Raw genomic sequence first — 19,745 nt, forward strand, 5'->3', positions numbered from 1 at the left:
CCGTACCGAATGGTCTGCAGAAAGAGTCGGGAATCACTCGGTGCGGGCAATGAGTAACGCTTCCTGAGTGATCTGGCAGATCTGGAGTCCGGATCGATCGAAGACCGCCGCATTCACTACTGCTCTGCCGGTGTGAGCTGTGGGGGTCGAGTGCTCGAAGAGCAGCCACTCGTCCGCCCGCACAGGGCGTTGAAACCACATCGTGTGATCGAGGGACACACCAGTCCAGTCCGTGTCGAGCGAGTGCTCCTGCCCGATGTCGTAGCCGTGCGGAGTCAGCGCGGTTGCCATCAGCATCAGATCACTGGCATAGGCGAGAGCAGCCACGTGAATCAGTGGATCGTCGCTCAGCCGCTGAGCCGAACGCATCCAGATGTTGCGCGGAGGCGCCGCCGAATGCGTCGTGGGGGACTGCGAATCGATGGGGGACACACGAATCTCGATGGCGGAGAACTCCTCCCACACCTCTCCCAACCCACCGTCTGCCTCGGCCAACTCCTGCAACGTCACGCACTCAGCGGGCGGGAGTGCGGCGGGTACTGCGCGACTGTGAGTGATGCCCTCGTCGATCGAGGAGGCAGAGACCGTCGAACGGCAGACGAGTCGTCCGTCCTGGTGGACGTCGACGCCTCTGGTGGACAGGCGTTTTCCGTCCCGAAGGCGATCTACCGAGAACTCGGTCGCGCGATTCGTCGACCCCGGGCGAAGGAAGTGGGTGTGGACGGAACTGATCGCTTTGCCGTCGGTAACCGTGTGCCCGGCTGCGAGAATCGACTGGGCTACCAGTTGGCCGCCGAACAGCTGAGGCAGCCGAACACCGTCGTTCGACCCTTGCCACCGGTCCGGGCCGGTCGATTCCAGATCGAAGACGTCGGCGAGACCACTCGTGGGGGCGCTCACGACGCGTGGTTTCGTGCCGGACGGGGTGGACGAGGTAAGAATCCGCTGGTCCGGGCGACGTAGTCGTCGTAGGCCTGCCCCTTGCTCTTGCGCATGCCGCGTTCGAGAAGGGCCTTACCGCTGTAGCTCACCAGCAGTTTGATCATGACGATCGGAGAGACGATCGTGATCAGCGCCAATGGATCACCAAGCGCGAGGATGAACAGTCCGACCCAGACGCATGCATCACCGAAGTAGTTGGGATGGCGGGTCCAGGCCCAGAGCCCACGGTCCATCACCTTCCCGGCATTGGCCGGATCAGCTTTGAAGCGGGAAAGTTGGTAGTCTCCAACCGATTCGAAGACGAAGCCGACGGTCCAGACCGCGATGCCGATCGCGCCGAGGACTCCGAGGGCGCGAAACTCGTACATCGCGAACTGGACGGGCAGCGACACCACGAGAATGAGAACGCCCTGGAGGCCGTAGATTTTGCGAATCAGGAACGGAACCAGCGGTCCCTGTTGATGTTTGAGCAGGGCAGTATAGCGCTTGTCCTGCCCGTGCCCACGGTTTCGGAAGCCGATGTACAGGCCGAGTCGCATTCCCCACACCACGGTCAGAGCCAGCACGACGAGGCGACGCAGATCGTTGCCGTCCGACCCGATGGACGTCAGGTACGAGACGACGGCGACGACGGCGAAGCCAGGCCCCCAGCAGATGTCGATGATCGAGTGATTGTTCATCCGGATGGCGACGGCCATCACGACTGCGATGAAGACGAGGACGGCGAGTGCGCTCACACCGAAGTTCAGTGCAAGGTCGCCCAGTGGGATGTCGGTCATGCGCGCGCTTTCTGATTGTGGTGGTCGAGCAGTTCGGAAGCGAAGTCCGCGAAGGCTTCCTGTGCGCTCGGATAGGTGTGAGGAGCGCCGAGTCGGCTGGTCACGAGTAGCGCGTCGAGCGCTTTGGCATCGAGTTCTGTGGTGGTGGGCAAGAATTCGGTCGAGCCCTCGACGGCGTCGGCCGAACGCACCCCGTTGCCTGCCGTGACGATCACCTGCCCGTTGGTCGTGGACTCGGGATCGACGAGGGCGGTGACCACCGGGGCTACCAGGTCGGCCCCCATGATGTCGATGAATCGTGGATCCATTCCGGATTCGGTCATCTGCGTAGTGGCATAGGGCAGTACGACATTGGTGAACACATTGCGACTCGCACCTTCGCCGGCTGCGGTGCGTCCCAATGCGATGACGGCACCCTTGCTGGCGGCGTAGGCGGACACGGTGGGTTCTCCGTGCAGTCCTGCGGTCGAGGCAATCATCACGATGCGCCCGAATCCGGCTTCGCGCATCACTCGGGAGGCTTCGGCGGCGACCAGTGCGGTTCCGACGACGTTTGTCGTGATGACGGTGCTGAGGTTCTCGGCGGTGGTGCGATGAAGCATCTGTGGACCGCTGACCGCGGCGCTGGTGATGCAGAAGTCGAGTCGTCCGAACCGAGTGAGAGCGTCGTCCACCAACTTTCGGCCGACCTCGGGGTCGGTGACGTCGTCGTGGTTGGCGACGGCCTGTCCACCGGTTTCGAGGATTTCGTCGACAACCTGATCTGCAGGCCCTCGGCCGCTCCCGTCGAGTGTGCGATTCCGATTGTTGACGATCACCGTGACCCCTCGGCTCGCGAGATGCAGTGCGACGGCACGGCCGAGGCCCTTACCCCCTCCCGTGACGACGGCAACGCGGCCGGAGAGTGAACTGACGGTCATGAGGCGATCCGTTCGACGAGCACCGCGACTCCGACACCGGCGGCGCCGCTGACCGCGGCCACACCGTAGCGTCCGTCGCTCCGTACCAGTTCGTCGACACATGCGCCGACGAGAATTGCTCCGGTGGCGCCGAATGCATGGCCCATCGCCATCGTGCCTCCGTTGGGGTTCATGCGGTCCGGCCCGGCGTCAAGATCGCGGCGGAACCGTAGGCATAGTGCGGAGAACGCCTCTGCGAACTCGAACACGTCGATGTCCTGTGGACGAAGCCCGGCTCGCGCGATGACTGCCTCCACGGCGCTCTGGCCCGCAGTGAGCATGAGGACCGGATTCACCGAAGTCGAGGCGGATCCGATGATCCGTGCGCGAGGGGTCAAGCCGGCTCTCGCCGCGGCTTTCTCGGATCCGAGGAGTAGGAGCGCTGCGCCGTCGGCCATGGCGGGAGAGGATCCGACGGTGTGCAGGTGTTCGATCTTGCCGACCTCAGGGTAGGCGGCGAGCGCGAGTGCATCCTGACCGGCGGCGCCGAGCCCTTCGAAGGCCGGAGGCAGCGCGGCGAGTCCCTCTGCCGTCGTCTCTGCCCTGACCAGTTCGTCGTGCGCGATTCCGGCTTCACCATTTCTGCCGGGGACAGGCACAACGGACCGCTCGAATGCGCCGTTGCGCCAGGCCTCGGCAGCCTTGTGCTGGGTTTCGACGCCGTACGCATCCAACTCGTCGCGGGAGTACCCCTCGATCGTGGCATTCAAGTCGGCGGCAACACCCATATGGATGGAACCGATCTGCGCGATAGTTGCCGGATCGGTCCACAGCGGTCCTCGATCACTGAACATCGGAGTCCGGGAGACGCTTTCGACGCCACCGGCCACGACGAGGGACACGTCGTCGCCGCGAATGCGGGCCGCGCTCTGGCCGACTGCGTCGACGCCGGATGCGCAGAATCGGTTGAGGGTTGCGCCGGGGACGGAGTCGCCCCAACCGGCAAGGAGTGCGGCAGTTCTCGCGATGTTCGCGCCCTGCTCGTCCACCTGCGATGCGCAACCGAGAACGACGTCGTCGATCTGTTCTGCGGCGAGGTTCGTTCGACCCTGCAAAGCCTTGGCCAGGTGGACGACAAGATCGACTGGGCTGTGTTCGTGGAGGGCGCCTCGCGCCGATGCTCGACCGCGCGGCGTTCGCACGTAGTCGAGGACAAAAGCATCAGTCATTTTCAACCCTTCAATTAGTAGAGTTACTCTGCTAGTTGTAGTACGGTTGCGGTGAAATTACAACCGCCGTTGCGCGGGTATCTCGGTGACGTCACCGAGGCCGGATCGGCAAGGGGAGAGGTCATGACTGTTTCGAACATTTGGATTCTCGGCGGGTACCAATCCGACTTCGCACGGAACTTCACCCGTGAGGAACTCGATTTCGCGAACCTTGCCGAAGAGGTGGTGAACCACACCCTGGACGCGGCGAAGGTTCCTGCCACCGACATAGAGGTGATCCACGTCGGTAATGCCTTCGGGCAATTGTTTGCCGGCCAAGGTCAGCTGGGCGCGATGCCCGCCACCGTGCATCCAGACCTGTGGGGTGTGCCCTCGTCTCGGCACGAGGCGGCGTGCGCATCGGGCAGTATCGCTGTACTTGCAGCGATGGCAGACCTGCGCGCCGGCAACTACGACGTGGCTCTGGTGATGGGTATCGAACTGGAGAAGACGGTTCCGGGTGATGACGCGGCTGGCCATCTGGGCGCTGCAGCCTGGGTCGGACACGAAGGTCAGGAAGCAAAATTCATGTGGCCGTACATGTTCGACCGTGTGTCGAAGGAGTACGGGCGGCGTTACGGGATCGACGAATCTCACCTTCGCGCGATCTCGCAGATCAACTTCGCTAACGCGAAGAACAACCCCAACGCGCAGACACGCGGTTGGGCGGTGCCCGATCTACTCGGAAATGCGGGTGGTGACGACACCACCAATCCCGTTGTGGAAGGTGGTGTTCGACGATTCGATTGCAGTCAGGTGACCGACGGTGGCGCCGGGGTTGTGCTGGTGACGGACAAGTACCTCCGAGAGCATCCTGATGCCGCGGCGACTCCGCTGGCCCAGATCGCGGGCTGGGGTCACCGGACAGTTGGTTTAGGTCTCGAGCAGAAGCTGGCCCGCGACGCCGATAATCCCTACGTGATGCCACACGTTCGGGATGCGGTGATGGGTGCCTTCTCCCGGGCCGGAGTCGACCTGGCCGGGATAGACGGGATCGAAACACATGATTGTTTCACGGCGAGTGAGTATCTCGCGATCGACCACATCGGTCTGACCGCGCCCGGCGAGTCGTGGAAAGCCATCGAGAGTGGTGACATCGCCATGGGCGGCAAGCTACCGATCAACCCCAGCGGCGGTCTGATCGGCGGTGGTCATCCGGTGGGTGCCAGTGGTGTTCGAATGCTTCTCGACGCGGCCCATCAGGTGACGGGAACGGCCGGCGGTTTCCAAGTCGAGGGTGCGAGCCGCTTTGCGACGCTCAACTTCGGTGGAAGTACGGCCACCACCGTCAGTTTTGTCGTCGACGCAGTTTCCTGAAAGTGCAGCCCGGCCTTTCCCCATCAGTCGAAAAGAGAATTCCATGGACGTCGAAATCGTAGGCAAGTTGTTGTCCACCCTTCCCGCCGATGACGATCACCCGTATCGCACCGGCCCGTGGCAACCCCAGACCACCGAGTTCAAAGCGGACAACCTCGAAGTCGTATTCGGTGAGGTTCCGAAAGACCTCGACGGTGTCTACCTGCGTAACACCGAGAATCCGCTCCATCCCTCGATGAAGGCGTATCACCCCTTCGACGGTGACGGCATGATTCACATCGTGGGCTTTCGCGACGGAGAGTCGTTCTACCGCAACCGATTCGTACGTACCGACGGCTTGGCGGCCGAGCAGGACGCCGGCGCTGCGTTGTGGGCCGGGCTTGCCGAGTCTCCCAAACTCAGTCGCCCCGAGGGCGGCAAGGGTGCGCGCACCCGAATGAAGGACGCGTCCAGCACCGACGTCGTCGTTCACCGGGGGACTGCTCTCACCAGCTTCTACCAGTGCGGAGATCTGTATCGTCTCGATCCGATGTCGGCGGAGACACTCGGCAAGGAAAGCTGGAACGGCAAGTTCCCCTTCGAATGGGGTGTGTCCGCGCATCCGAAGGTGGACGACAAGACCGGAGAAATGCTGTTCTTCAACTACAGCAAGGAAGCGCCGTACATGCACTACGGCGTCGTGGACTCGGCCAACGAGTTGGTCCACTACGTCGACGTCCCACTTCCCGGTCCGCGCTTGCCGCACGACATGGCCTTCACGGAGAACTACGCGATCCTCAACGACTGCCCCTTGTTCTGGGATCCGGTTCTGCTGGAGAAGGGCGCGCACGTCGCGAATTTCCATCCCGATATCCCGCTGCGTCTCGGAGTCGTCCCACGCCGCGGAAATACCTCTGACATCAAGTGGTTCGAAGCCGATCCGACCTATGTCCTGCACTTCGTGAACGCCTACGAAGAGGGCGACGAGATTGTTCTGGACGGTTTCTACCAGGGTGATCCGGAACCGTCGGACAACGGTATGGGCAATCAGTGGGAGCGCGCCTTCCGTTTCCTCGCTCTCGATCGTATGCAGACCCGGCTTCACCGCTGGCGTTTGAACCTGGTCACCGGAGCCACGCGTGAAGAGCAACTCAGTGACTCGATCACCGAATTCGGGATGATGAACGGGAATTTCGCCGGCGAGAAGTACCGATACGCCTATGCGGCTTCGGGTAAACCGTCGTGGTTCCTGTTCGACGGCTTGGTCAAACACGACCTGCTGACGGGGAACGAGGAACGATTTTCCTTCGGTGACGGCGTGTATGGAAGCGAGACCTCGATGGCGCCGCGCGTGGGTGGTACCGCTGAAGACGACGGCTATCTCATCACGTTGACCACCGACATGAACGAGGACGCGTCCTTCTGCCTGATCTTCGACGCTGCCCGCGTCGGAGACGGACCGTTGTGCAAACTTCGCCTTCCCGAACGGATTTCGAGTGGCACCCACTCGACGTGGGCGCCGGGTGCCGAGCTCCGACGCTGGCAGAGTACGGACACAGCCGCCGAAGCGGTCGGACTGTGACGGGCACGCACGACGGGGGCACGTGGGAGATCCTGCGGCAGGTGGTGATCGGTGCACGAGACCTGGACAAGACCGGTCAACAATTACGTGAGGCGTTGAATCTGGCGCCAGGATTCGCGGATCCACTGCTCGAAGACATCGGTTTGGCCGACGAGACCTTGGCCGTCGGGCCGCAGGCATTTCTCGAGATCGTCGCGCCGCTCGACGAGACGGTCTCGCTGGCGAGATGGATCCGCAAGGGCGGAGGGGAGGGCGGCTATGCACTCTCGATCCAGGTTTCGAACATCGAGCCCTATCTGGAACGTGCAGCTGCGGCCGATGTTCGGACGGTGGCAGATCTCGAGGCCTACGGTCACCGGATCGTCCAACTTCATCCCGGTGATCTCGGACTGCTCGTAGAACTCGACGAGATTCCCGACGCCGACGAGTGGTTCTGGGATGAGACGGAGAAGGAGGTTTCCCTCGATCCCTGGGTCGACGACATCCTCGGCGTCGACGTGTCCTCGTCCGATCCGGCCAGGACGGCGACGCTGTGGGCCGAAGTGTTCGGAAAGAAACCGGTCTCGGCGCAACCACTCTCGATCAGGCTGGGATCACGCGTCGTGTCGTTCGTTCCGGGGGAGCGGTCGATGCTCACTGCAATCGATCTGGCGGCGTCGAGCGGCGCGTCTGCCGTCGAGCCCGGGCTGAGTGTCGGCGGCGTGGAATTCCGGATTCACCCACGCTGAGCGTGCTTCACATCGAACGACAGAAATCGGGGCCGATCGCTCGAAGCGACCGGCCCCGAATTCGTGTCATGGACTCAAGCGAAGTCCTGTCGCAAACGAGTCTTGAGCAGCTTCCCGCTAGCGTTGCGTGGCAGCTCCTCGATGAACCGAACCGCACTGGGGCACTTGAAGTGAGCCAGTCGCTCGCGTGACCACTCGATGATCTCCGCTTCGGTTGCATCCGAATCAGCAGCTCGAACGACCACGGCAAGGGGAGTCTCACCCCACCGATCGGAGTGAACGCCGACTACCGCGACCTCGCGGATGCCGGGGTGCCCGGAGAGAACACTCTCCACCTCGGCCGGATAGACGTTCTCACCGCCGGAGACGATCATGTCCTTGAGGCGGTCGTGGAGGTAGAGATAGCCGTCCTCGTCGAACGATCCGCCGTCTCCGGTGCGAAGCCAGTCGCCGTCCAACATGGTGGCCGCAGTTGCTGCTTCGTTACGCCAGTAACGCTTCATGACGTGAGCGCCGCCGATGACGACCTCGCCGCGGGTACCGACCGGGACGTCTTCGAGCGTCACGGGATCGACTATGCGGATGGGCACTCCGAACATCGGCTGCCCGACGGACTTCAACCGATGCGCGGTCGACTCGTCGGTCGCCCGATGATCTTCCGGGGTCAGCATGGTGACGCCGCCGGTCGACTCGGTGAGTCCGTATGCCTGCAGGAAACTACACCCGAAGACCTCGGTCGCGTCTTGCAACAGGGGAAGTGGCATCGGCGCGGCTCCGTAGACCAGGAACTGCAGGGCACTCCAATCTGCCTCGCGCACAGCCGGAAGGGAGGTCAGGACGCTGATCACCGCGGGAACGGCGACCGCATGCGTGACTTTGTACTCCTGCATCAGCGCGACGAGTTCGAGAGGTCCGGCGATGGTCTCGAGCAGTAGAGCGCCACCGCCGAGCGTCGTGACCAGGGCGAGACCCAGTCCGGCCACATGGAAGAACGGAACCGGGCACATAGCCACGGAGTCGGTGTCGAGATCGAGCAGGTGATACATGGTGGCGAGGGCACGGCCGAGGTTGGCGCCGGTGAGTTCGATTCCCTTGGGGTGACCGGTGGTTCCCGACGAGTAGAAGATCAGCGCTGTGTCGTCGGGGCGGCGCGACGACCCCGGATCGTCGTCGCCGACACCGGAAAGCCAGTCGTTCCACGAGATCGAGTTTCCGGCGCCATCCACCGTGACGACGGTCCGGACGCTACCGACCGCCGCGGCGACGTCGGAGAGGCCCTCATCGCCTGCTCCGAGTACGACGACGGTCGGCTCGCTGTTGCTCAGGATGTAGCCGACCTCGCCCGGTGCCAGCCGATTGTTGACGGCCGTCAGAATCGAGCCCATCTTCGAAGATCCGTACAGGACGGAGAGGAAAGACGGTGCATTGGCCCCGATGTACGCCACCCGGTCGCCGGGTCGAACACCATCGCGCAGAAGTGCATTCGCGACACGATTTGTTTCGATGTCGAGTTCACGGAAACTGGTACGCCCGTCATCGGAGATGACGGCGGTGCTCTCCGGACTGGCAATCGCCCGGCTGCGCAGCAAGTCTTCCAGATTCTGCACGGGGCGACCGTCGGGCAGGAGCGCGTTCACGGAAGGTTCACGGACGGCAGGTTCACGGACGGCAGGTTCACGGGTGGCAGGTTCACGGGTGGCAGTCGAACCTACGGCCGTCGGCTGAGTTGTCATGCTGAATGCTCCAATCTGAAGGGGGCAAAGACAGGGGGTTCGAAAATGCCGACGGGAGCAGCGAGTACATGCTCGACGGCGCGTAGTGCCGGGCCTGCAGTGATGAACTGACCGGCTGTTGTGCGACTGTTCGGATCTTGTGGTTCGACCAGGTTGACGGTCATCACGATCTCGGGTTTGCCGAAGAGGTGGACTTCCCATTGGTCCCGTCCCGCGTATTCGTCGCGATCAGGTTCCATGGTCCAGATGATGGCGAGGGTGAGGAACTGCTTTCCGTCGACCATTGCGTGCCAGCGCCATTCGGTGGTTCCGACGGTTCCCGCGGCGATGCGTCCGGCGGCGACGTCGAGATCCGTACGTGCCGGAACGACCCTGTGATCGGACACGACCTCGTCGTAGGTGACGCCCAGGCGCTCGCACATGAACGCGATGGTCTCGAGGTACAGCGACGCGTACAGCGAGGGCAACGGCCCGGTTCCGTCCAGTTCCTCCGGGGGCGAACCCATTCCCATGACGGTGAACGCGAAGTCGGGGTCAGGCATGCCGCGAGCGTCGAGCACCTCGTCGATCGTAATTCGGTCGAGTTCGATCGATGTTCCCGTCAGCGCCAACGCCAATCGCTCGCCGATGACACCTGGGCTCACGCCGACCCCGTAGAGCGTCGAATCGCCTTCCTTGCATGCTTGGGCGAACATGTGCTCGCGTTCGGTGCCGTGTGCGCGGGGGAAGTGCTGCCCGGCCGTCGTGATCACGTTGATCCCGGCGCGAAGCAGACGGCACAGATCGTCGTCGTGGCGTTCGTACGGAATCTGCAAACGCGGACTGTGGATGAGAACCTGTGGGCGCGAGCGGATGATCTCGTCCACGTCGCGTGTAGCGATCACCCCCGTCGGTGCTCGTCTGGCGATGTCACCGGCGTCTCGACCCGCCTTGGCGTCGCTGTACACGTACAGGCCGACCAACTCGAGGTCGGGACGATCGATGATTCCGCGTAGCGCTGTCTTGCCGATGGCACCGGTCGCCCACTGGGCAACACGAATCGGATCGCTCATGATCGAGTGGTCAGTTCGCCGGCGAAGAGGAGCTTGCCCAGACCGCGTTCGTACCGAATCGGGTCGCGTGCCAGACGCGCACGGGCATCGATTGCCATGAAATCTGTGTCGCACGTCCACTCACCGCGTTGCGTGGCGGCGAGTCCGGTCGCGGCGATGTCCAGAGGATTTTCCTTGTGGCCCTGAACATGTGACGCCATGCGGGTATCGACGCTGCCGACGATCAACGACGTGACGGTGATGCCGTGCGGTTCGAGTTCGGCGCGAGCGATGCCGCCGAGCGACAGAGCAGCCGCCTTGGCCGGTGAATAGCCACCCATGAAGGCGGTCGGAGCGATTGCGGCCACCGACAGGACGTTGACTATCGATCCTCCGCCGCGGGCGGCGAGTACCGGCGCGAAGGCGCGGATCATCGTCAGAGGCCCGAAGTAGTTGACCTCCATCTCGGCTCGCGCAGCCGCTTGGTCGTCGGCCTCGATCAACCGATTCCCGGTGAACAGTCCGGCATTGTTGACGACCACTGTGGTGTCACCGCACGCCCTGGCCGCTGCATCGACGAGTCCTGGATCGGTCACGTCGAGTTCGACGATGTGTGCTCCGGTGGATCGCAGCTCGGCGGGCGCCTCGTCGGGATTTCTCACCCCTGCATAAATTTTGGCGGCACCCATCGACTTCGCCTGTTGGACGAAGGCCAAGCCGAGCCCTCGATTGGCGCCGGTGACGAGGACAGTCGCGCCCTCTATCGGCGTTCCGCGAAACCTTGTCATGAGTGCTCCTGTGTCTGCCGTGTGTAGATGAGGTCGTCGGGAAATTTCTTGCTCTTCTTCAAAGACGTTTCAGGCGCGAGCATCCCGAAGATCCAGCCTTCGGCTGTGGCCATGTCGTGGTTCCAGTCCCACCGCAGTGCGCGGTGGCGGATTCCCCACCTGCCGTCCTCGTAGCCGAAGCGGTCGATCAGGCGCGCCGCGGTGAGTGTGTCGGCTATGCCGTCCGAGTGCTTGATTCGCGCGAAGGCAAGCACGTAGGACTCGACGTGTGCTGTGGCCCCGTCGAGTTCGATCAGGACGTTGGTCATTGCGTGGGTCGTCAGTGACCGTGGGTGAGTGATGGCCCCGGCGATGTGGTCGATGTAGTCGTCGGCGGTGCCGGTGAAGACACCCCCGTGGTCTTCGGTTGCGCCGGGTAGATAACACCGCCTGGCGTCCTCGACGTCTCCGCGATCGGCAGCTCGGAGGAAACGAGCCAGAACCTCGTAGATTTCCTGCTTGGCGACGAGAGCGTCGACCCGGCTGTAGTCCCTGACGTCTGGGCCCCCGCCGCTGTCGACTGCGTGAATGTTGTTGGACCTCACGATGATGTCCCTTCTCGGCTCCGGATCGGGGGCCGCACGTTGACGGAGTGCCTCTGTTTACTGTAGTAATCTCTATCACACTGTTAATTGAAGTGTCACGAGGAGGTGAAACCAATGCTTGGAAACACACCACCCGCACAACCTGCGAATGACCCGGTCGTACTCACGCTCTCCGATGTATCGATCGAATTCGGCGGAGTCACGGCTCTCGACGACGTCGGCTTCGACGTCCACGCCGGCCAGATCTGCGGACTCATCGGGCCGAACGGCGCTGGTAAGACCACGCTGTTCAACTGCATCACAAGGATTTACGAACCGAGTCGCGGTGTCATCACCTGGCAAGGAACCGACCTCTTGGGATTGCGGCCCTATGCATTGGCATCTGCAGGGATCGCTCGGACCTTCCAGAATCTCGCACTGTTCAGCGGCATGAGCGTCTTCGACAACACCATGGTCGGCGGATCGTCTCGGGGCCGCTTCGGACTGGCGAGCGGGCTTCTCGGCTGGCCTCCAGCGCGCGCCCGAGTCCGAGAACTGCGAGAGAAGGCCTGGTACCTGCTCGAACGCCTCGAACTCGTCGACGTCGCGAACGCGCCGGCAGCAGGCCTTCCGTTCGGAACACTCAAGCGCGTCGAACTGGCACGAGCATTGATGTCCGAGCCTTCGCTGCTTCTGCTCGACGAGCCCGCCGGCGGGCTCACACACAGCGAAGTCAAGGAGTTGGGAGAACTGATCGTCTCGCTCCGCGACGACTTCGGCTTCGGAGCGCTTCTGGTCGAACACCACATGGGATTGGTGCTGGGTATCTCCGATCACGTTGTCGCACTGAACTTCGGCCACAAGATCGCTGAAGGTACTCCGGCGGAGATCCAGCAGAACGACGCCGTGATCAATGCTTATCTGGGGCGAGCGGCATGAGCCTGCTGAGCGTCGATGATCTGCATGCCGGTTACGGGCGAGGCAATGTACTGCACGGGGTGTCGCTCGACGTGGAACCCGGCGGGGTCGCTGTTGTTCTCGGCGCGAACGGTGCCGGCAAGACCACCATGATGCGCGCGCTTGCCGGATTGATTCCGCACCAGGGAACGATCACCTTCAACGGTTCGCCGCTCGGATCCAAACCTGAACGCGCCGTGGCCGCCGGCGTCAGCCTTGTCCCACAGGGCCGTGGAACTCTCGGTCAACTGTCGGTACGTGACAACCTGCTCGTCGGCGCTGCGCTTCGCAACGACAAGGCGGAGATCGAGGCCGACATCGAGCGGTGGTGTGAGACATTTCCGGTGCTCGCGAGGAGGTCCACACAGTTGGCAGGTTCGCTGTCAGGCGGTGAACAGCAGATGCTCGCGGTCGCGCGGGCATTGATGAGCCGTCCCACCCTTCTTTTGTGCGACGAACCGAGCCTGGGTCTGGCGCCCATCGTCATCGCCGAATTGTTCGACACGCTCGGTGCGATCAACCGGAGCGACGGAACTGCACTGCTGATCGTGGAACAGAATGCCGATCTCGCGATGAAACTCGCGTCGAAGGTCTTCCTGCTCGACGTAGGCACCATCGTCGCTGCCGGCACGCCCGAGGAATTTCGTTCGGACGACGTCGTGCGCAGCGCCTATCTCGGGTACCAGGAGTAAACGGTGACACTCTTTCTCGAACGACTCATCTCCGGATTGACCAACGGCTCGATCTACGCAATTCTCGCGCTGGCACTCGTGGTGGTGTTCCGTGCCACCGGCACGATCAACTTCGCTCAGGGCGAGTTGGCCCTGTTCACAACCTTCGTGGCGTGGTGGCTCACAACGATGTCCTGGCCGATCTGGGCCGCGATCGGAGCGGCTCTCGCTCTCGGCTTCCTGCTCGGGGCGTTGATGGAGCGTCTGCTCATCCGGCCGGTTCAACGTAGAAGTGACATGGCAGTGCTGATAGTGGCACTGGGATTGTTCACCGGGCTCAACTCGTTGGCCGGAATGCTGTGGGGGAGCGAAACGAAGATCATGCCGAGCCCGTTTCCCAACGGTCCCACCGACTACATCTCGGTGGGCGGCGCGCGCGTGTACGGCGACGCACTGGGCGTACTGGTTGCGCTCGTTGTCCTACTTGTGTTGATGTCCTTGCTCTTTCGCAAGACGAGAGTCGGTCTGCACATGCGTGCCGTCGCGGACAATGCCGAATCTGCCACTCTCGCCGGAGTTCCGACCAGCCGGATACTCGCAATCGGCTGGGGTGTTGCGGCAGCGATCGGCGCACTGGCCGGTGTCCTGGTCACTCCGCTCTCGCCGCAACAACTCGGCCTCACGACCATGTTCCCGATCTTCATCGCAGCATCTGCGGCAGCGCTGTTCGGCGGTCTGGACAGTCTTGTCGGCGCAGTTGGGGGTGGGTTGACGATCGGTGTTCTGGAATCGATGCTCAGCGGCTACATTTCGGTCATCGGCGGTTCGCTGCAGCAGACATCCGCGCTACTGATCATCGTGGTGATCCTCTTCGTTAGACCCAATGGACTGTTCGGTACCAAGAAACTGGAGCGGGTATGACGACGCTTGCCGAGAGAAATGAACCCGCGGTCGCCGAAAAGGCAGTCAGGCAGCCGCGCGTGGTGGTTGCCGGATCGACGTCGTACCGGATACTCCAACTGGTTCTGCTGGTGGCTGCCGTCTGTGCCCTGCTCCTCGTGTCGCAGAGCGCGCCGTTTCGCGTAGGGCAGTTCACGAGTGTCTTCATCATCGCGATTGCCATCGCCGGACTGAATATCGTCAGCGGGTACACCGGACTTCTGTCGATCGGCCATTCTGCCTTCTTCGGCCTCGGCGCGTACACGACCGGCGTTCTGATCGTCGATCGCGGATACTCGCCGTTGACCACAATCCCGATGGCAGTCGTATTGTGTTTCGTACTAGGACTTCTCGTCGGGCTTCCCTCCTTGCGGATCAAAGGGCTGTATCTGGCCCTCGTTACCCTCGCCGTCGCTGTGGCGTTTCCCGAAGTGATCCGCAAGACCGGGGATCTCACCGGTGGCGCGGCCGGCATGGTCGTTCGTGCGAATCTTCTGGTCCCGCCGAAATGGACGGGTTTGACCCGCGCGGACACCTATCTCTGGATCTTCTGGGTTTCGGTAGTGACGCTGGCAGTGGTCATGCTCCTGATCCGCAATCTCGTCAAGAGTCGATTCGGTTTGGCAATGGTTGCGGTGCGCGACAACGAGATTGCGGCGAGTGCAAACGGCATCAACGTCGCGCGGGTCAAGATTCTCGCTTTCGGACTTTCCGGCGCGATCACCGGTCTGGCAGGTTCGCTGTTCACGATGTACATCGGCGCGCTCTCACCCGAGTCCTTTTCGTTGATGAAGTCGATCGAGTTCATCACCGGACTGGTGTTGGGCGGAATCGCAACGCAATTCGGCCCGATCGTCGGGGCGACGGCAGTGGTGTTCCTGCCGTACTACACCGGAAGCGTCACCGACGGCCCCGTGTCGGGAGTGGTGTTCGGCGCGGTGCTGATCGCGATCGTGTTCTTGATGCCGGACGGAATCGTCGGCCGGATCAACAGCGTTCTCCGACGGTTTGTCCTCGTGGTTCCCGCAGATCATCCCAAGTATCGCGAAGGTGAACCCCGCACCTGAGCGCCGTCTCCCTCGCCCACTCTCGTTTCTCTCAACTCACAGCAAGGAACTGGACGATATGAAAAGGCAGACCACGATTCCCGCAGTCATCGCCGCTGCGGCACTACTCCTTTCGGCCTGCGGAGGTAACTCCGACGCAGAGAGCAACACGTCGACCTCGGCCGGAGCAGTATCGGTCGACGACTGCAGCGATCCCAGTGGTGCCGCGGCGCCGATCACCGACAAACTCACGGTGGGGTGGAGTGGGCCGACGTCCGGCCCGCTCGCCGACGCGGTCGGCAACGTGATCGAAGGAATGCGAGCACGGTTCGAGGTCGAGAACGCGGCCGGCGGCGTCGGCGGCGTCAAGCTCGACGTCGTGGTCAAGGACGATGCCTTCTCCCCGGAGCGCGCCAAAGCCAATGTCGGAGAGTTCATTCAGAAGGACAAGGTCGACGTTCTGGGCACGTTCGGAGCAGGCCAGTTGAACGCCATCGCGGACGACCAGACCACTGCCTGTGTTCCACTGCTCTTCGCGCAGGCAGGCATGCCCGAGTTCCGGGTGATCGAAGACTTTCCGTGGACCACGGAGTATCTACCGGATCCGGGCGTCGAGATGGAGGTAGTGGTCGAAAGCCTGAAGAAGAAGTATCCGAGCGGCGCCAAGGTTGCCTTGGCCACGAACCAGACCGAGTCCGGACAAGGGATCGCCAACGGCTTCAAGTCCGCGATCGAAGGAACGAACTTCGAGATCGCAGCCGAAGAGGCGCTGACCGACCCCAAGACGGCGGCATCGACCCTCAAAGCCAGTGGCGCCGAGGTATTGGTGGTGGCCGGTGTCACCACCGATTGCCTCGCGATCACCCAGGCGATCGGACGTGTCGGATGGAAGCCCGACACCGTGATTCAACCGTCGAACTGCGTCGACGGTGCGACGCTGTATGCGCCCGCCGGTGATGCTGCCGACGGGCAGCAGGTGATGGTGTGGCTCAAGGATCCCAACAACGCCCTCTACAAGGATGACGCGGCGGTACGTGACTACCTGGCCGGTGCGGCTGCTCACGGTGCCGATTCCCCGACCAACAGCTACACCGTGAACGGCTGGGCCATCGGTGACCTGTTGGTGGACAACTTCACTCGGGCCTCTGAGTCATCCGACGGACTCTCACGCGCCAGCATCATGAGTGCCGCACGAACGCAGGACTACCACCCGCCGATGTTCATCGACGGAATCAAATTCACGATGACCGCGGACCATGCATTGGGAATCCTGGCATTCCAGCCGTTCGAGTGGAACGCCGCTACCCAGGCGTTCGAGAAGCAAGGCGACGTGATCGACATTTCCGGCCGTTACGAGAACTGAAACGAGTACGCGAATGAACAAGGCACACAGGGGATTGCACCCTCGCGTCAAGGTGGACGAATACACCTCGAAGGGGTGGTGGTCCGACGAGACGATCGATCAGGTGTTCCGGGCGCAGGTGCGGGTACGCGGTGACGAACTTGCCGTGGTTGATCCGGCGAACCGGAGCGAGTTGTCCGGCGGAGATCCGCGACGCCTCAGTTGGAACCAACTGGAGAGCGAAGTCATCGCGCTCGCTGCCGGCTTCTCCGAGGTGGGTTTGGGCCGGGGAGATGTTCTGGGCGTGCAGATGCCCAATACCGTCGAATTGGTCGAGGTCTACCTTGCAGCGTGGTCTCTGGGGATCGTGGTCTCGCCATTGCCCATGCAGTACCGCGAACGTGAAGTGGAAGGAATGGCAAACCAGGCGGCGTTTGCAGCATTTGTCACCGTACCCAGTTTTGGTGACCGACTCCCTGCTACGGAGATCGCTGCAATCAGATCCCGGATTCCCTCTCTGAGATCGGTGTTCGCCTACGCTCCCGCATCCGAGCTTCCGGCCCAGTTGCCGGCCGGTGTCGTGGGGCTGAGTCCTCGGGCGGCCACCGAAACACAGCGCAGTGAATTGGATGTCCGAATCACCGAAGATCCCAACGACCCCAACGATGCGATGACGATCTGTTGGACCTCCGGGACCGAAAGCGAACCGAAGGGGGTCCCACGTTCGCACTACGAGTGGCTGGCCATCTGCTGGGCCACGATCGACGCTCCCGACATCGGCGTCGGCGACGTCTTGCTGAACCCGTTCCCGATGGTCAACATGGCCGGAATCAACGGAATGTTCCTGCCGTGGCTCCGCACGGGATGTGTACTGGTACAGCACCACCCGTTCGATCTTCGAGTTTTCCTCGGGCAGATCGAGGCCGAGCGCGTGACGTACACGGTAGCGCCGCCTGCGCTGTTGTGGATGCTGCTCGCCGACGAGTCGATGCTCGCGGCGGTCGACCTGTCGAGCTTGACTCGGATCGGTTCGGGTTCGGTGCCACTGCAACCTCCGATGGTCCGGGGATGGCAGGAGCGATACGGAATCGGAGTCATCAACTTCTTCGGATCCAACGAAGGCATCAGTCTGCTCTCCTCGCCTGCGGACATGCCGGATCCGGACGACCGCGCACGGTACTTCCCCCGCTTCGGTGTCGAGAACTTTCGCTGGAGCACCAGAATCTCCGACTGGATGGACGTGCGCTTGGTCGACGTGGTCACCGGCGAGGACATCACCGAAGTCGGGCACCCGGGTGAGTTGCGAATCAGCGGACCGACGGTCTTTGCCGGCTATCTCGGCGATCGGCCGTCTCCGTTCGACGAACGCGGATTCCTCTGCACCGGAGACATCTTCGAGATTGCCGGTGATCACGGGCAGTTTCTCCGCTACCTGGACCGGGGGAAGGACCTCGTGATCCGCGGCGGAATGAACATCGCCCCAGCCGAACTGGAGGGATTGATCGCCGAGCATCCGGCCGTCGCGGATGTGGCCGTCATCGGCGACCCCGACGAAGTACTCGGTGAGCGCGTCGCAGCAGTGGTCACGCTGCGGCCCGAGACGGAACTCGAGCTGGACGCTCTGGTCGCGTTCCTGAAGGACAAGCGCATTGCGTCGTACAAACTTCCCGAGCGGCTGGAGATTCGGAAAGAACTGCCGCGCAATTCGACCGGAAAGATCCTCAAGCGTGAGCTTCGACAGAAGAGTGTGGCATGAGTGTGATGAACGACAGTGACAAGCTTGCGTTGGCGCGTGAGATGTTCCAGGCGTGGGACGTCATGGACTGGACACGCGTCGTCGACTTGTTCGCCGAGGACGGTGTGCTCCACAGCGTCATGCAGGAACCTCTTGTCGGCAAGGAGGCCGTTGCGGGCCGAATTGCGTTACTGGCAAGCAAGTGTGAACGGATCACACTGAAGATCGAGTCTCTCGGCGTGATCGACGGAAGGGTATTTGTGCAGCGAGTGGACGACTTCCACTTCGACGGTACCCATGGCGTCGTTCCTGTTGTCGGAATCCTCAGCATGGCAGACGGACGGATCACCGAGTGGCTCGAGTACTACGACCGTCCGACACTGTTGGAGGGAATGGGTCTTGTCTCCGACTTCGAGTAGAGGTTTGCCGACCATCGACATCTCCCTGGGGTTGTGGCAGGACCGTCCGCCGCAGGAGGTGACCGCTACTGCACGCCTCGCCGACAGACTCGGGTTCGGCCGAGTGTGGGTGGGGGAGATGGCGACGTACGACGCCTTTGCTCTGGCGACGTCAGTCGGCACCGGATTCGAGCACTCCGAACTAGTGGTCGGCCCGCTCGCGGTGACGGTTCGTGATCCGGCGATGATCGCGATCGGGGCGGCGTCGGTATCCGACCTGACCGGGCGTGACGTATCGATCGCGTTGGGTACTTCCAGCACTGTCGTGGTCGAGAAATGGCATGGGCGAAGCAGATCCGGGGCGGCACGTGCACTTGCGGAGTCCGCCCGCGGTGTGCGAGCGCTCATGAACGGCGAGCGGGGTGAAGTCGCCGGCACGGTGATGCGGACCAGTGGATACCGGCTGCGACTTCAACCGCCGGGCGGCCGGCTGATCGTTGCGGCATTCGGGGACAAGGCGCTTCGGGCCGCGGTGGAGTTGGGCGACGAACTGGTGCTCAATCTGGTCAGCCCGGAGCAAGCGGGGCGCCTGATCACACGGTGCAAGGAAATCGCTGCCGAGTTGGAAACCGGCATGCCTTTCGTGTCGGTGTGGGCACCGGCTGCCGTCGCCGAGAATGGACCGTCACAGGTGTCGATCGATCAACTTCGACGCGGGCTCGTACCGTATCTGGCTGCTCCGGGGTACTCGGACATGTTCGTCCGCGCGGGCTTCGCTGATGTGATCGAGGCAGCCAGGGCCGGGGCCGCGCCGCGCGAGCTCTTGAGCCAGGTCTCGGACGCGATGGTGGCAACGGTGGGAATCGTCGGGACTCCGGCCGATGCCCGCGAGCAACTCGAGGCGTACCGAGCGGCGGGAGTGGACTCCGTCGTGGCCGTGCCTTCATCCACTGATTCGGATCCTGCCGGCAAAGTGACCATGGAACTTCTTGCGGAGATGGCATGACGGACCCCCGACGAACTTACTCTCAGGTAAGTTCGTCGGGGG

At 62.6% G+C, this 19,745-nt stretch carries 19 protein-coding genes; 11 read left to right on the forward strand and 8 right to left on the reverse strand.

What is annotated here, in order from left to right; genetic code table 11:
• Positions 1–33: 33 nt before the first annotated feature.
• Genes ASU23_RS10560 through ASU23_RS10575 form a run of 4 tightly spaced genes read right to left on the reverse strand, consistent with a single transcriptional unit; the run spans position 34 to position 3,849 of the window.
• A complete protein-coding gene (locus ASU23_RS10560) occupies positions 34–900 on the reverse strand; it encodes an acyl-CoA thioesterase II (RefSeq protein ID WP_058037859.1) in 867 nt (288 codons plus the stop codon).
• On the reverse strand, positions 897–1,721 hold the full coding sequence (locus ASU23_RS10565) for a DUF1295 domain-containing protein (protein ID WP_042451087.1): 825 nt from the start codon (positions 1,719–1,721) through the stop codon (positions 897–899). The genes ASU23_RS10560 and ASU23_RS10565 overlap by 4 nt, the downstream gene beginning before the upstream one ends.
• The gene (locus ASU23_RS10570; protein WP_058037860.1) at positions 1,718–2,641 is read right to left on the reverse strand and encodes an SDR family NAD(P)-dependent oxidoreductase; all 924 of its coding nucleotides are present in this window, start codon (positions 2,639–2,641) and stop codon (positions 1,718–1,720) included. The genes ASU23_RS10565 and ASU23_RS10570 overlap by 4 nt, the downstream gene beginning before the upstream one ends.
• A complete protein-coding gene (locus tag ASU23_RS10575; RefSeq protein WP_030534917.1) occupies positions 2,638–3,849 on the reverse strand; it encodes an acetyl-CoA C-acyltransferase in 1,212 nt (403 codons plus the stop codon). Before ASU23_RS10575 ends, ASU23_RS10570 begins: the two co-directional genes overlap by 4 nt.
• Before the next feature lie 123 nt (positions 3,850–3,972).
• On the opposite strand from ASU23_RS10575, the gene ASU23_RS10580 reads away from it, so the two are divergent.
• From ASU23_RS10580 to ASU23_RS10590, 3 genes are read left to right on the forward strand one after another with little or no spacing between them, the layout of a single operon-like run.
• Positions 3,973–5,205: an acetyl-CoA acetyltransferase gene (locus ASU23_RS10580; protein ID WP_030534916.1), complete on the forward strand. Its 1,233-nt coding sequence runs from the start codon at positions 3,973–3,975 to the stop codon at positions 5,203–5,205.
• Between the two features lie 43 nt (positions 5,206–5,248).
• On the forward strand, positions 5,249–6,766 hold the full coding sequence (locus ASU23_RS10585; protein ID WP_058037861.1) for a carotenoid oxygenase family protein: 1,518 nt from the start codon (positions 5,249–5,251) through the stop codon (positions 6,764–6,766).
• Positions 6,763–7,494, forward strand: coding sequence for a hypothetical protein (locus ASU23_RS10590; RefSeq protein ID WP_058037862.1), 732 nt, complete (start codon positions 6,763–6,765; stop codon positions 7,492–7,494). The genes ASU23_RS10585 and ASU23_RS10590 overlap by 4 nt, the downstream gene beginning before the upstream one ends.
• 74 nt (positions 7,495–7,568) lie before the next feature.
• Here ASU23_RS10590 and ASU23_RS10595 read toward each other — a convergent pair whose 3' ends face one another.
• Genes ASU23_RS10595 through ASU23_RS10610 form a run of 4 tightly spaced genes read right to left on the reverse strand, consistent with a single transcriptional unit; the run spans position 7,569 to position 11,630 of the window.
• Entirely contained in the window at positions 7,569–9,227 is a 1,659-nt protein-coding gene (locus ASU23_RS10595) for a long-chain-fatty-acid--CoA ligase (protein ID WP_058037863.1), read from the reverse strand.
• The gene (locus ASU23_RS10600) at positions 9,224–10,279 is read right to left on the reverse strand and encodes a dihydrodipicolinate reductase (protein ID WP_058037864.1); all 1,056 of its coding nucleotides are present in this window, start codon (positions 10,277–10,279) and stop codon (positions 9,224–9,226) included. Before ASU23_RS10600 ends, ASU23_RS10595 begins: the two co-directional genes overlap by 4 nt.
• A complete protein-coding gene (locus tag ASU23_RS10605) occupies positions 10,276–11,046 on the reverse strand; it encodes an SDR family oxidoreductase (protein WP_042451076.1) in 771 nt (256 codons plus the stop codon). The genes ASU23_RS10600 and ASU23_RS10605 overlap by 4 nt, the downstream gene beginning before the upstream one ends.
• Entirely contained in the window at positions 11,043–11,630 is a 588-nt protein-coding gene (locus ASU23_RS10610; protein WP_042451074.1) for a nuclear transport factor 2 family protein, read from the reverse strand. The genes ASU23_RS10605 and ASU23_RS10610 overlap by 4 nt, the downstream gene beginning before the upstream one ends.
• A gap of 114 nt (positions 11,631–11,744) precedes the next feature.
• Between ASU23_RS10610 and ASU23_RS10615 the strand changes: the two genes are divergently transcribed.
• The 8 genes from ASU23_RS10615 to ASU23_RS10650 are packed head-to-tail and all read left to right on the forward strand — an operon-like array spanning position 11,745 to position 19,703.
• Positions 11,745–12,548: an ABC transporter ATP-binding protein gene (locus tag ASU23_RS10615; RefSeq protein ID WP_003940309.1), complete on the forward strand. Its 804-nt coding sequence runs from the start codon at positions 11,745–11,747 to the stop codon at positions 12,546–12,548.
• Positions 12,545–13,258: an ABC transporter ATP-binding protein gene (locus ASU23_RS10620; RefSeq protein ID WP_003939931.1), complete on the forward strand. Its 714-nt coding sequence runs from the start codon at positions 12,545–12,547 to the stop codon at positions 13,256–13,258. The genes ASU23_RS10615 and ASU23_RS10620 overlap by 4 nt, the downstream gene beginning before the upstream one ends.
• Positions 13,259–13,261: 3 nt before the next feature.
• The gene (locus ASU23_RS10625; protein WP_058037865.1) at positions 13,262–14,158 is read left to right on the forward strand and encodes a branched-chain amino acid ABC transporter permease; all 897 of its coding nucleotides are present in this window, start codon (positions 13,262–13,264) and stop codon (positions 14,156–14,158) included.
• Positions 14,155–15,243: a branched-chain amino acid ABC transporter permease gene (locus ASU23_RS10630; protein ID WP_030534909.1), complete on the forward strand. Its 1,089-nt coding sequence runs from the start codon at positions 14,155–14,157 to the stop codon at positions 15,241–15,243. The genes ASU23_RS10625 and ASU23_RS10630 overlap by 4 nt, the downstream gene beginning before the upstream one ends.
• 58 nt (positions 15,244–15,301) lie before the next feature.
• Positions 15,302–16,585: an ABC transporter substrate-binding protein gene (locus ASU23_RS10635; protein ID WP_003939841.1), complete on the forward strand. Its 1,284-nt coding sequence runs from the start codon at positions 15,302–15,304 to the stop codon at positions 16,583–16,585.
• 13 nt (positions 16,586–16,598) lie between these two features.
• On the forward strand, positions 16,599–18,320 hold the full coding sequence (locus ASU23_RS10640) for a class I adenylate-forming enzyme family protein (RefSeq protein WP_030534908.1): 1,722 nt from the start codon (positions 16,599–16,601) through the stop codon (positions 18,318–18,320).
• A complete protein-coding gene (locus ASU23_RS10645) occupies positions 18,317–18,718 on the forward strand; it encodes a nuclear transport factor 2 family protein (protein WP_021345212.1) in 402 nt (133 codons plus the stop codon). Before ASU23_RS10640 ends, ASU23_RS10645 begins: the two co-directional genes overlap by 4 nt.
• Positions 18,699–19,703 carry an LLM class F420-dependent oxidoreductase gene (locus ASU23_RS10650; protein WP_231917386.1) on the forward strand — a complete coding sequence of 335 codons (1,005 nt, stop codon included), beginning with the start codon at positions 18,699–18,701 and terminating at the stop codon, positions 19,701–19,703. The genes ASU23_RS10645 and ASU23_RS10650 overlap by 20 nt, the downstream gene beginning before the upstream one ends.
• Positions 19,704–19,745: the final 42 nt, after the last annotated feature.

This window comes from Rhodococcus sp. KB6 (assembly GCF_001445685.1).
GTDB classification, from domain to species: domain Bacteria; phylum Actinomycetota; class Actinomycetes; order Mycobacteriales; family Mycobacteriaceae; genus Rhodococcus_F; species Rhodococcus_F qingshengii.